Origin of the sequence: Ruegeria sp. HKCCSA071 (genome assembly GCF_017872555.1) — a bacterium.
Taxonomy (GTDB): Bacteria; Pseudomonadota; Alphaproteobacteria; order Rhodobacterales; family Rhodobacteraceae; genus Ruegeria.
In genome coordinates, this window is the sequence record NZ_JAEDOX010000006.1 from 20,046 (window position 1) to 32,821 (window position 12,776).

General features: G+C 56.2%; 10 protein-coding genes. 6 read left to right on the plus strand and 4 right to left on the minus strand.

Annotated features, from left to right (window positions below):
• The first annotated feature begins 3 nt into the window (after positions 1–3).
• A complete protein-coding gene (locus tag I9188_RS13065) occupies positions 4–1,344 on the plus strand; it encodes a S41 family peptidase (protein WP_209507125.1) in 1,341 nt (446 codons plus the stop codon).
• Between the two features lie 137 nt (positions 1,345–1,481).
• Here the strand turns inward: I9188_RS13065 and I9188_RS13070 are convergent, their stop codons facing one another.
• Both I9188_RS13070 and I9188_RS13075 read right to left on the minus strand, forming a co-directional pair.
• Positions 1,482–1,841: a hypothetical protein gene (locus I9188_RS13070; RefSeq protein WP_209507124.1), complete on the minus strand. Its 360-nt coding sequence runs from the start codon at positions 1,839–1,841 to the stop codon at positions 1,482–1,484.
• Between the two features lie 11 nt (positions 1,842–1,852).
• Positions 1,853–2,614 carry a DUF6478 family protein gene (locus I9188_RS13075; protein WP_209507123.1) on the minus strand — a complete coding sequence of 254 codons (762 nt, stop codon included), beginning with the start codon at positions 2,612–2,614 and terminating at the stop codon, positions 1,853–1,855.
• A 250-nt stretch (positions 2,615–2,864) separates the two neighbouring features.
• On the opposite strand from I9188_RS13075, the gene I9188_RS13080 reads away from it, so the two are divergent.
• The 4 genes from I9188_RS13080 to I9188_RS13095 are packed head-to-tail and all read left to right on the plus strand — an operon-like array spanning position 2,865 to position 9,112.
• On the plus strand, positions 2,865–5,972 hold the full coding sequence (locus I9188_RS13080; protein WP_209507122.1) for an ABC transporter transmembrane domain-containing protein: 3,108 nt from the start codon (positions 2,865–2,867) through the stop codon (positions 5,970–5,972).
• Positions 5,965–6,849, plus strand: coding sequence for a type II CAAX endopeptidase family protein (locus I9188_RS13085; RefSeq protein WP_209507121.1), 885 nt, complete (start codon positions 5,965–5,967; stop codon positions 6,847–6,849). The genes I9188_RS13080 and I9188_RS13085 overlap by 8 nt, the downstream gene beginning before the upstream one ends.
• A 60-nt stretch (positions 6,850–6,909) precedes the next feature.
• Positions 6,910–7,857 carry an acetyl-CoA carboxylase, carboxyltransferase subunit beta gene (accD, locus tag I9188_RS13090; protein WP_209507120.1) on the plus strand — a complete coding sequence of 316 codons (948 nt, stop codon included), beginning with the start codon at positions 6,910–6,912 and terminating at the stop codon, positions 7,855–7,857.
• The gene (locus I9188_RS13095; RefSeq protein ID WP_209507119.1) at positions 7,838–9,112 is read left to right on the plus strand and encodes a folylpolyglutamate synthase/dihydrofolate synthase family protein; all 1,275 of its coding nucleotides are present in this window, start codon (positions 7,838–7,840) and stop codon (positions 9,110–9,112) included. The genes accD and I9188_RS13095 overlap by 20 nt, the downstream gene beginning before the upstream one ends.
• A 60-nt stretch (positions 9,113–9,172) precedes the next feature.
• On the opposite strand, the gene zapE is transcribed toward I9188_RS13095, so the two are convergent.
• Positions 9,173–10,231: a cell division protein ZapE gene (gene zapE / locus I9188_RS13100; RefSeq protein WP_209507118.1), complete on the minus strand. Its 1,059-nt coding sequence runs from the start codon at positions 10,229–10,231 to the stop codon at positions 9,173–9,175.
• Between the two features lie 149 nt (positions 10,232–10,380).
• Between zapE and I9188_RS13105 the strand changes: the two genes are divergently transcribed.
• Complete coding sequence (locus I9188_RS13105; RefSeq protein WP_209507117.1) at positions 10,381–11,616, plus strand: MFS transporter; 1,236 nt, start codon at positions 10,381–10,383, stop codon at positions 11,614–11,616.
• 62 nt (positions 11,617–11,678) lie between these two features.
• Here I9188_RS13105 and mtnA read toward each other — a convergent pair whose 3' ends face one another.
• Entirely contained in the window at positions 11,679–12,773 is a 1,095-nt protein-coding gene (gene mtnA / locus I9188_RS13110) for an S-methyl-5-thioribose-1-phosphate isomerase (protein WP_209507116.1), read from the minus strand.
• Positions 12,774–12,776 lie beyond the last annotated feature (3 nt).

A 12,776-nucleotide genomic window follows, 5' to 3' on the forward strand; every position in this document is an offset into this window, starting at 1 on the left:
CGTATGAAGAAATTTGTGGTGGCCGGTCTGGCTGGAACTGTGGCAGGTATTCTTGCAACAACTCAGATTGCAGGACCCCTGCTGGCGCAGGAGGCCGAGAACAAGGCAAGCGTCTATGAACAGCTGGATTTGTTCGGCGACATTTTCGAACGTATCCGCGCCCAGTATGTCGAAGAGGTTGAGCCCGAAGAACTGATCGAGGCGGCCATTGACGGCATGTTGACATCGCTTGATCCGCATTCGAGTTATCTTTCTCCTGACGACGCCGAACAGATGCGCGTGCAGACCCGGGGTGAGTTTGGTGGGTTGGGTATCGAAGTCACGCAGGAAGAAGGCTTTGTCAAAGTCGTCTCACCTATTGACGATACCCCCGCCGACGCAGCCGGAATCGAAGCCGGGGATTTCATTACCCATGTGGACGGCGAAAGTATTCTGGGCCTGACGCTGGACAAAGCGGTTGACCTGATGCGCGGCCCGGTCGGATCCGAAATTATCATCACCGTCGTACGCGAGGGTGAGCCTGATCCGTTCGATGTCACTATTATCCGTGATACAATCAAGTTGACCGCTGTGCGCGCACGGACCGAAGGCACCAGTGTCGTGCTGCGTGTAACCACGTTCAACGACCAGACCTTCCCGAACCTGCAGGAAGGATTGCAGGAACAGATTGCCGAAGCGGGTGGCATCGACAAGGTGAACGGTTTTGTTCTGGACCTGCGCAACAACCCAGGCGGCCTTTTGACTCAGGCGATCAAAGTCTCGGACGCGTTCCTGAACGAAGGCGAAATTGTTTCCACGCGCGGCCGCGACCCGAATGAGGGTGAGCGGTTCAACGCCACCCCCGGGGATCTGGCTGAAGGCAAGCCAATTGTGGTGCTGATCAATGGCGGCTCGGCCTCGGCATCCGAGATTGTGGCCGGTGCATTGCAGGATCATCGCCGCGCTATCGTTGTGGGCACCAAGAGCTTTGGCAAAGGATCCGTGCAGACGGTCATGCCGCTGCGCGGCGACGGCGCTATGCGCCTGACCACATCGCGCTATTACACGCCATCAGGACGATCAATCCAGGCCCTTGGCGTCAGCCCGGACATCATTGTTGAACAGCCTCGCCCTGCACCTGCAGAAGAAGAAGAAGAGAGCAACGGGCGTACCCGGTCCGAAGCTGACCTGCGCGGCAGTCTGAACAATGACAGCCTGAGCGAGGATGAAATCCGCCAGATCGAGGAAGATCGTGCAAGGGCCGAAGCAACCGCTGAGCTGAGGAAAGAGGATTATCAACTGGCATATGCCATAGACATCCTCAAAGGCTTGTCAGCGTTCACCCCGCACGGGCCGTCCCAATAACCAAACCAATGGGTCGCGTACAACGCGGCCCTTTTCTTTCTGTCTCGCGAGATTTCATTTCATCATCCAGCAGCGCAATCCGAAGGCGCCGCGCAGAGTGCGCATAACCGAATGGATGATCCGATTTCGCAAGCGTTTCAGCCGTCTCCGCGGCTTACCCGTCGGAACGCGCGTTTCAGCATATCCAGCTCCGCGCGCAAAAGGTCCACTTCCGCCCTGAGATCATCGGCGGCGGGCTCTCCTGCTATTATGGAGAAACTCCCAATTTTATCGACACTGCCTGCATCGACTATGACGAAGCTGTGCACGCCTTCGGACAGGACTGTGACGGGTACCGGAACATACAGATCCCATCCGTTGTCTGCGGGCGAAAGCTCAACACCCTCCAGAGTTTCCCCGAGATATCTAACCTCCAATCCCGGTTTCTGTTCGGCATCAACATGGCCGTGCCAAATACCGCTTTCGAACCGAATGAAGGTCAGGGATGGTTGTGTCATCTTTGATCGTCTCACAAGTCGGCGCGATGGAAGCGGCAAAACGTAAGGTCTCGTACACTCATACGGTTCATTTCGGGCTTCTCAAAAATAAGATCCAGCCAGATCTTTTCGATCCGACGTTCATTCAGGGGCAGGTGAGCCAGGTCAAACTCAACGGCGTTCACGGTGTCAGTAGGGTCTAGCTGCCGCAAAACCTGCTCCATGTTAGGGCCGTGCTGAACATTGAGGCGTGCAAACACGCCCGACGGTTTTTCGCAGTCAATCAGGGTTTCCAACCTGATCAGATGTTCGCGTGTCAGATCGCGAGCGACCTCGCGCGGCAAGTCGATTGATACCGATAGGAACGAGCCCGCGAAACCAAAGATCTCGATCTCCAGGCTGAACGGGGCCAGATCACTTGCCCCCCGGTTGCGGATTTGCCGCACCACGATTTCGGTCAATGGGCAGTCGTGAAACAAGCTGACCTGATCGTCCATGACCGTTTTGCGGGGAGCAGAGGCCATTCCGGATTGCAACAACGGCGCGCGCCACAGGCCGGGCCGCCAGCTCCAGTCGGTGCCGACAGGCCGGTGAAACTGAGTTGATCCTATTTTTGGGCGGAGCAAGCGCGCATCCGCCAGTTGGATCAGGCGATCCAGTTGCCCACGCAGACTGCGTGCCTGATCGCGTTTCAACCGCAACTCGGCTTGCGCCGAACCTGGCGCCTGCCGCACGGCCCGGCGCCAGCGGCCGAGCGTCCTGCGATGAATATAGCGATCCAGAATCCTGCGCATGGTCTCTTCGTCCGATAATGTCCTTCTTTAGTCAAAGAAATGAGTAGGAATAAACCCGCAATCACAAAAACACTACTTGAGCGCTACGTTTTCTGGTTGGTGGCCAAGCATAAAAAAGATAGGTGCCGGATTTGGAGCCTGACCCCGTCAATTCTTGCAATACGTCGGGTCAATGCTTACCGTCTGTTTCCTGAAAATGGGTTACCCCTGAACAGCCATACTTCAGTTCAGCTATCGATAAGGCCAGGCTATGGAGCCCACATTATTTTCTTTTATTTGGAAGCATTCAAAAAAACAGCAACTTGTCCTGTTGCTGTTAACGGTCCTGTCCTTCCCGTTTCTATATGCGTCGCTGGAGCTACCTAAGCAAATCATCAACGATGCCATCGGTGCGCCGGGCGACACGGTGACAATCTGGGGCATCACAGTGTCTCAGGTTCAGTACCTGATGATATTGTGCTTTGCATTTCTGGCTACTGTGATTGCCAGCGGATTGATGAAGATGCGCATCAACACGATGAAAGGCATTTTGTCTGAACGAATGCTGCGCCGACTGCGCTTTACGTTGATTCAACGCACAATGCGCTTTCCGAAATCCTATTTTGCAACCACCAGCCAAGGAGAGCTGGTCTCGATGATCACATCCGAGGCCGAGCCGATGGGCGGCCTGATGGGGGATGCGATTGCGCAACCGGTGTTTCAGTTCGGTCAGATGATGACAATCGTCACGTTTCTGTTCATGCAAAGCATCTGGTTCGGTTTGGCAAGCATTGCGCTGATCCCGCTTCAGGCCTGGTTGATCCCGAAGTTGCAACGCCAGATCAACTTGCTGAACAAGGACCGTATTCAGGAGGTCAGGCGTCTGAGCTCGGAAATCGGGGAAAGTGCGGCGGGCATCAGCGACCTGCGCACGAATGGCGGCTGGCGCTATCGTCTGGCGCAGTTCAGTCATAGGCTGGGGACCTTGTTCGAGATCCGGTTCAAGATCTACAACAAGAAATTCTTTATGAAATTCCTGAACAATCTGATCACTCAGATGACGCCGTTCCTGTTTTATTCGGTGGGCGGATACCTGGCGATCACGGGCGAGGTGACAGTAGGTGCATTGGTTGCCGCGTTGGGCGCGTACAAGGACCTAAGCGGGCCCTGGAAAGACCTTCTGACCTACTACAACCAGGTACAGGACATGTCCCTGCGGTGGGAGGTGGTCACCGAAAGATTTGCCCCGGACAACATGATCCCCGAAGAGCTGTTCGTAGGAGAGCCGGAAACCATCCCACATCTGACCGGTGATATCGAATTGCGAAATGTGACCGTTCGCGATGGCGACGGCAAAACCATTCTGGAAGACATTGATTTGACCATCCCGCGGGGCGCGCGTGTGGCGATTCAATCCGCCCATGCGTCGGAACGTAGTGCGTTGGGCCAGTTGCTGACCCGCGAGGTGCTACCTGTTCAGGGGGATGTGGTCATAGCTGGCCACAAGCTGGACGAATTGCACCAATCAGTTATCGCGGCCCGGATCGGGTATGCCTATTCACGCCCCTATCTGTTTGACGGAACTTTGGGCGATAATCTGATGATGCCGTTGCGCACCCATCCGCAGCACGAGGCAGATGCCATAAGAACCCCGTCCCGTCGTCAGATCGAGTCTGTTCGGGCGGGTAACCCACCGGATTCGCTGGAAGATGAGTGGATCGATCCGGGACTGGCCGGTCTGGACGATATCGATGGAATACGTGACTGGTGGTTCCAGCTGGTGGAAGCCATGGGGATTGACGAGTTCATGTTCCGGCGCACTCTGCGCACCCAGTTTGATCCAGAGATACACCCGATACTGGCACAGGAAATAGTCAGGCTGAGAGAAACCATCGCCGAACGGCTGAAGGCAAAAAGACTGGATCGGTATGTCTATCGGTTCGATCCAAACCAGTTCAACCCGGCCGTCCCGCTTGGGGGCAACTTGTTGTTCGCGGCACCGTCGCGTGACATATCTCCAGACATTCTGGCCGGAGACGCGCGGTTCGTGCAATTGCTCAGCACCCATGATTTGGCAGATGACGCGATCAGCATATCGAATGCTGTCATGGATACTCTTGGCAAGACATTTGGGCGGGACGGGGCCGACCATCCCCTGTTTCTGCGGCTTGGCATGTCCAAGGACATGTATCATCGGCTGCTCGACATCCAGGACCGGCGCAAAGCCAAAGGGAATGCTGCGCTGAGCGATCAGGAGCGTGCCTTGCTACTGACAGTGCCTTTCCTTCTGACAGCAGAACAGATCGGCCCGGATTTCCCAGAGGAATACAAGGAAAAAATCCTTGCTATCCGCAAGACCCAAGCCGAGCGGTTGCGCGGTGCAATGGACGGTTTGTTCATGTCTGTGGCGCCTGACATCTATGTGCCGCGCCTGACCGTGATGGAAAACGCAATCTACGGCCGGATATCGTTGATGGCGGGTGCGCATGCCGAAGATATCGAAGACATCGTTGCCGAGGCCATGAACGAAGCCGGTCTGCGCCGTCGGGCAGCGGCCATTATCTATGACCTGCCGTCCGGGTTGGGCGGCAACAACCTTCCAACCGTGTTTCAGGAGCGTGCCGCTTTTTCACGCGCAGGCATCAAACGCCCCGACGTCCTGATCCTGGACAAGGCGCTGGCCAGCCACGACTCGGAAAGCCGGTTGCGCACGCGCCTGAAACTGAGAGAGCTGCTGCCCGATTCCATCATGATATTCATGGAGGATCATTTTGCGCATCCCGAAGCCTATGACTTGTTTGTGGAAATCAAGGATGGACGGATCGACGGCGTCTCGCGGAGCAGACCAGCGCATGAGGCCAGAACTTCGGACGATCTGAGCCGTAAACTCGAGATTCTGTCTGCAACTCAGCTGTTTTCAGGCCTGGATGGCAGAAACCAGAGGCTGCTGGCGTTTTCGGCGCAATGGTACGAAGCCAGCGCCGAACAAGTCATCTTTTCCCGCGGTCAAGCGCCGGATGCGGCCTATTTGTGCATTTCAGGACAAGCCAAACTGGATTGGTCCAATGAGGATGGAACGAAACGCACAATCTCGATCATAGAACCCGGTCGGCTCATCGGAGACCTGTCCATCATTACCGGGGAACCAAGGCAACTGGATCTGGTCGCGACGGAAGATAGCAGCTTCTTGCGCATCGGCGCAGAAGAACTGCGTGCCGTTGTTGAAAGTGACGCTTCGGTCGCTATGCAGTTGCTTCAAACAGTTGCAGGGTATCTGACCACGCTTTCGAACAGAATCAGCGTGGCCCAGAACGCCGAAGACATGTTTCCACCCGTGACGGATGAAACGGCGCAGGAAGGTATTGGTAAGAATGCCTAGCGCGTATTCAGCTCATGCGCGCCTGGTCGAAACAGCCCGCGCCAAACCCGAAATCTGGCGTCTTTTGCTGGGGTTGGCATTGATAGCCGTGTTGGTCAGCGTTTCGAACTTGGTGTTTTTCACCGTGATCGCGGGGTTGGGTCCGGAGGAATGGGCACAGGAACTTTTGCAAGGCAACACACCTATAGCGCTGCTTCTGTTGCTGGCCAGTTTCGGGTTCATCATTCTTGGCGTGGCAGTTGCCGCACGTCAGCTTCAGCACCGATCCTTGCGATCAATTTTCGGCCAGCGCAGTCTGGTTGTGGCCCAATTTCTGAAAGTGCTGAAAGCCCTGCTTATCTTGGGCGCTGTCGGTGTCTTGCTGCCGCCCTACGGCTTGGGGGACTCTCTGTCAAAGAATCTGCCGTTTTCAACTTGGCTTTTGTTGCTTCCGGTCTCGGTATTGGTTGTCCTGATTCAGACCAGCGCCGAAGAAGTTCTGTTTCGGGGGTATATTCAGCAAGCGCTTGCAGCCAGGTTTCAGTCGCCCGTCGTTTGGATGGGGGTTCCGTCTGTTTTGTTTGCGGCTGGCCATTACACGCCGGAACTGGCAGGAGAAAATGCAATTCTGTTTGTGCTGTGGGCATTTGTTTTTGGGATGCTTGCATCCGATCTCACAGCGCGCTCAGGTACATTGGGGCCCGCTATCGCCTTGCATTTCTTCAATAACATCATCGCACTATTGTTCGTTTCCCTGCCGGATAATCTGAGCGGGCTGGCGCTTTTCTCGCTTCCGTTCGATGCATCTGACGCTGAACAGCTTCGCCCCTGGCTGGTGGTGGATTTGGCTGTGATGTTCGTATGCTGGCTGTCGTCGCGGCTTGCGCTCAGGCGTTGATTGCATTTCTTTCCGTGGCGTCTTATTTGACGTCAACACCGCACAAGCCAAGGTTCCGACATGAACTGGATCACAAACTACGTCCGCCCCCGGATCAACTCGATCTTCTCTCGCCGTGAAGTGCCCGAAAACCTCTGGCAAAAATGTGACGAGTGCGGAACGATGCTGTTTCATCGTGAACTTGCGGAAAATCAGAACGTCTGTACCCAATGTGACCATCACATGGCGATTACCCCACGCGAGCGGTTCAACCACCTGTTCGATGGCGGTATTTTCACCGAGGTCGCAGTGCCAGCGCCAAAAGAAGATCCGTTGCATTTCCGCGACCAGAAGAAATACCCCGAACGTATGCGAGCCGCGCAGAAAAAGACCGGTGAAAAAGAGGCGATGCTGGTTGCCAAAGGCGAAATCGGGCGCACGCCAATCGTTGCAGCAGCGCAAGATTTCTCCTTCATGGGCGGATCAATGGGCATGTATGTGGGCAACGCAATCATCGCGGCCGCTCAAGAAGCGGTTAAGCTAAAGCGCCCACTGATCCTGTTCTCGGCAGCTGGTGGTGCGCGGATGCAGGAAGGCATTCTCAGCCTGATGCAAATGCCGCGCACAACCGTGGCCGTCGAAATGCTGAAAGAAGCAAATCTGCCCTATATCGTTGTGCTGACCCATCCCACCACCGGTGGTGTGACGGCGTCATATGCGATGTTGGGCGATGTCCATATCTCTGAACCGAACGCGTTGATCTGCTTTGCCGGCCCCCGAGTTATCGAGCAAACGATTCGCGAAAAGTTGCCCGACGGCTTCCAGCGGGCCGAGTACCTTCTGGATCACGGGATGCTGGACCGTGTCACCAAACGCACCGAGATGCGCGACGAACTGATCACTATCACCCGGATGCTGATGAACCAACCGCCGGCGATCAAAGGTGATCTGCCAGCACCGACACCGGATGAAACGGCCAAGGTCGCGCAGGCCGAAGAGACCGGAAAAAATGAACACCAAGACATCTGACGCCATCCTCGACCGGATGATGGCGCTGCACCCCAAGATCATTGATTTGACCTTGGACCGCGTCTGGCGATTGCTGGCCGCTTTGGACAACCCGCAGCTCAAGCTGCCACCGGTTATCCATATTGCCGGAACCAATGGCAAAGGCTCGACCCAGGCCATGATCCGGGCGGGCTTGGAAGGGGCCGGGCGTTCCGTTCATGCCTACACCTCGCCCCATCTGGCGCGGTTTCACGAACGAATCCGGTTGGCGGGCGATCTGATTTCTGAACCCGACCTGACTGCGGTTCTGGATGAGTGTTACTTGGCAAATGGTGGCGAGAACATCACGTATTTCGAGATCACAACCTGCGCCGCCTTGCTGGCCTTCTCTCGCTGCAAAGCAGATTATACTCTGCTCGAGGTCGGTCTGGGTGGGCGGTTGGACGCGACAAATGTTGTAGATGAACCGGTGGTAACAGTCATTACGCCTGTTTCAATCGATCATGAACAGTATCTGGGCGACACCCTGGGAAAGATTGCTGCCGAAAAGGCGGGCATTATCAAACCCGGTGTGCCATGCATCGTCGGCCCGCAGGAAGATGAGGCGCTGGAGGTGATCGAGTACACAGCCGCCCGGTTGGGCGCACCGCTGCTTGTACATGGCCAGCATTGGCACGTTCATGAAGAAAACGGGCGCTTGATCTATCAGGACGAAACCGGGCTGCGTGATCTGCCGCTCCCCAACCTGCTGGGTGCACATCAGTTCCAGAATGCCGGTGCCGCCTTGTCGGTTCTGCGTCGCCTTTCAATGGGTGACACTGCCTACGAGGCTGCCGTGTCCAATGCCGATTGGCCCGCGCGTATGCAACGTCTCAAAACCGGCCCGCTGACCGAGCAAGCCCCCCAGGTCGAACTGTGGCTGGATGGAGGCCATAACGCGGCCGCAGGTACCGCGCTTGCCGATGTGCTGGCAAAGATGCCGCAACGCCCTACCCACATAATCTGCGGTATGCTCAACACGAAAGACGTGACTGGGTATCTCGCGCCACTGTCCAGACAGGTTGCAAGCCTGACCGCCGTCTCCATACCGGGCGAGGCGGCCACGCTCAGCGCCGAAGAAACCGCCGCCGCTGCCACCAAAGTTGGCTTGCCTTCTTCGGTCGCTGCAAGCGTTTCGGATGCGTTGAAGGCAATCACGGACAAAGACCCGCAGGCGCGTGTCCTGATCTGCGGCTCCCTTTATCTTGCCGGAAACATCCTGCGCGAAAACGGTTAAGCTTCATCTTTTCGCAAATACTCCGGGGGAGGCGCGCGCAGCGCGACGGGGGCAGAGCCCCTACTTCCCCCAGTTCTGGTCCTGCATTTCCCGCAGGCGCGACGCAGTACGCTCAAACTCGAAGGTGCCTTCTCCTTCAACATACAACATCTCGGGCTCTGCCGCAGCCGAGCAGATCAACCGAACTTTTGCCTCGTAGAGCGCATCAATCAGGATGACAAAGCGCTTGGCTTCATTGAAGTTATTTCTCGACAGACGGGGGATATCCTCAAGCACCAAAACTTTAATTGCTTCTGCGATAGCCAGATAGTCTGCCGGTCCCAGCATCCGGCCGCACAAGTCATAAAACGAAGCCCGTGCAACCCCGTTGCGAAATGCGGGCAATTCGACAGCGCGGCCTTTGACCTGCAATATCAACGGATCGGCAGGCCCTCCTGCAAGATCTTTCCAGACATCCCGAATTTTCTGCCGCGCCTCAGGCCCGATGGGCGTAAAATAGACCGGGGCACCCTCTAGTCTGTTCTGACGGTAATCCGTGGGCGATACTAGTTCCCATACCTGCAACTGGTCTTTGATATGGGCAATAAAAGGCAGGAACAATTGCCGGTTCAACCCATCCTTATACAGCTCGTCCGGATGCCTGTTCGACGTGGTCACAACGACAACACCACCTTCGTGCAGCAGGTCAAACAAGCGGCCGACGATCATCGCATCCGTAATGTCAGTGATCTGCATCTCGTCGAAGGCCAGCAGGCGGACGGATTTTACCACTTCTTTCGCCACAGGTGCCAGAGCATCTTCTACATTCTCTTTTCGGGCCTTGTGCATTCTGGCATGGATTTCCTGCATGAAGGCATGAAAGTGAACGCGCCGTGCGGGGATTTCACCCAGCGTGTCGACGAACATATCCATCAGCATCGATTTACCGCGTCCGACGCCACCCCACAGGTACAGGCCTTTGGGTGGCGGTGGAGCCTTGCGGAAAAACCCTCGTTTTACCGGCTCGGCCAGTGCCGCTCGGATGCGCTCAAACTGGGGCAAAACGGCCTCTTGAGCGTCGTCGCGCGTCAGAGTTCCATCCGAGACGCGGGCTTCATAGTGCGAAATCAGATCCGTCATGACCCAGAGCCTTACCCATGACCCAGCCCGTTGAAAAGAAGACATTTCCCTGACGTATCAAATTTGCTTATCCGTGACCGCAAATCTGTTGAATTGACGCGACTCGTAAATGCAGTACGGTCCGTCGGACCAAACTACCCGAGGTCGCAATGCCGCAACCCACCCGCATGTTGAACCCGATCCTGATCGTTGGATGCATCATCATCACGGTCAGCTTTGCCGTGCGCGCATCTTTCGGCGTGTTTCAGATTCCGATCGCCAGCGAATTTGGCTGGTTGCGCACGGATTTCTCACTGGCGATTGCAATCCAGAATCTGGCTTGGGGCATCGGCCAACCGATCTTTGCAGCTATCGCTGAGAAAGTAGGAGACCGAAAGGCCATTATCCTTGGCGCTTTGACCTACGCTGCCGGTATGGTGCTTTCAGCCTGGTCCGTCACACCTCTTGAACACCAAGTCTATGCGTGGCTGGTGGGGTTTGGCATTGCCGGAACCGGGTTCGGCGTGGTTTTGGCTGTGGTCGGTCGCGCGTCCTCTGATGAAAATCGGTCCATGTCGCTGGCCGTCGTTACAGCTGCGGGCAGTTTCGGACAGGTTCTGGGCGCTCCGACAGCTGAGTGGCTGTTGTCATTCTTGCCCTGGCAACAGGTCTTCGTCGTGTTTGCCGCTGCGATTCTAGCGCTTGTATTGACCCTGCCTTTCATGCGGTCGCCTCAACCAGCTTCAAAAGCAGAGTTGCAAGAAAGCATGGGAGAAATTCTGGGAAAGGCGTTCCGAGACCCTTCTTACGCTTTGATATTTATTGGGTTTTTCAGCTGCGGATACCAGCTTGGATTTATCACCGCTCATTTTCCGGCATTCGTAACCGAAATGTGCGGCCCGATCGAACCCGGCAGCGTGCTGTATTCCATCGGCATCACATCCACGTCCGCACTTGGCGCGGTATCGATTTCGCTGATTGGTTTGGCCAATATCGCCGGGACTCTTTTGGCAGGTTGGGCGGGTAATCATTTTCCTAAGAAATATCTGCTGGCCTCGGTCTATGCCGGTCGGACACTTGCTGCGGCGTTGTTCATCGTTTTCCCGATAACGCCGCTGTCCGTCATTACATTCTCGCTGGTGATGGGGTCGCTTTGGCTGGCCACCGTTCCGCTCACGTCGGGTCTTGTCGCGCACCTCTATGGTTTGCGTTACATGGGAACACTCTATGGCATAATCTTCTTCAGTCATCAGGTTGGCAGTTTCCTGGGAGTCTGGCTGGGGGGGCGTATGTATGACCAATATGGTGACTATGCCCTGGTCTGGTGGATCGGTGTGGCAATAGGGGCTTTCAGCGCCATCGTTCATCTACCGATCCGAGAGAACCGTCTGGCAGCCCCCGCCTGAAGTAACGTTTCACGCTCGACCAACGTGTGCGTGCCGGCGGTAATGCCGCGTGGGGTGTCAATCTAGCCAGCTCGGTCCGGAAACAATCCGGCAAGGCCTTCGGCCGAGGCGGCACAGACGCCACGCTCGGTGATAAGCCCCGTCACCAACCGGTTGGGTGTGACATCAAAGGCAGGATTGCCACCCTCCGTACCGTTCGGAGTGACGCGAACATCGGCAATATCCCCTTGGCCGTCCACGCCCATGACATGGGTCACTTCTTTTGTATCGCGTTCTTCGATCGGGATTTCCGACACTCCATCCCGAACCGTCCAGTCAATTGTGGGCGAGGGCAGGGCGACATAAAACGGAACCCCATTGTCCCGCGCCGCCAAGGCTTTCAGGTAGGTGCCGATTTTATTGCAGACGTCGCCTTGTGCCGTGGTCCGGTCTGTACCGGTGATGACGGCGTCAACCAAACCATGTTGCATCAGGTGACCGCCTGCATTGTCCACGATGTAACGATGGGGAATGCCGTGTTCACCAAGCTCCCAGGATGTCAGCGCCCCCTGATTTCGTGGCCGGGTCTCATCCACCCAGACATGAAGCGGAATGCCCGCGTCATGCGCGTGATACATCGGGCTTGTCGCCGTTCCCCAATCCACCGTTGCCAGCCAACCGGCATTGCAATGCGTCAATAGCCGCACCGGTTCACCTGCGGGCTTTCTGGCTGCAATTTCTTTGATCAGTTGCAGACCATGGCGACCTATCGAGGCATTGATCTCAACATCTTCGTCAGCAACCTCCTGTGCCATTGCCCAGGCCCGTTCGGCACGGTCACTTGGGGCAAGTGGCATCAGCGCGCCACGGCATCTGTCCAAGGCCCATCGCAGGTTGATTGCCGTTGGCCGGGTCGCGTGCAATAGGTCATATGCGGCATCGAACGAAGCGTCAGAGCTGTCACGGGACATCTGTTCGGCAATTCCAAACGCGGCTGTTGCACCAATCAGTGGCGCACCCCTGACCCACATATCACGGATCGCTGTCGCAAATTCATCCAGCGTTTTCAGGGTAACCACCCGAAAGTCATGGGGCAGCCATCGCTGGTCGATAATCCGAACCTCACCTGCCGATTTGTCCCACCAAATCGACCGGTAATGAGCACCCTGTACTTTCATAAT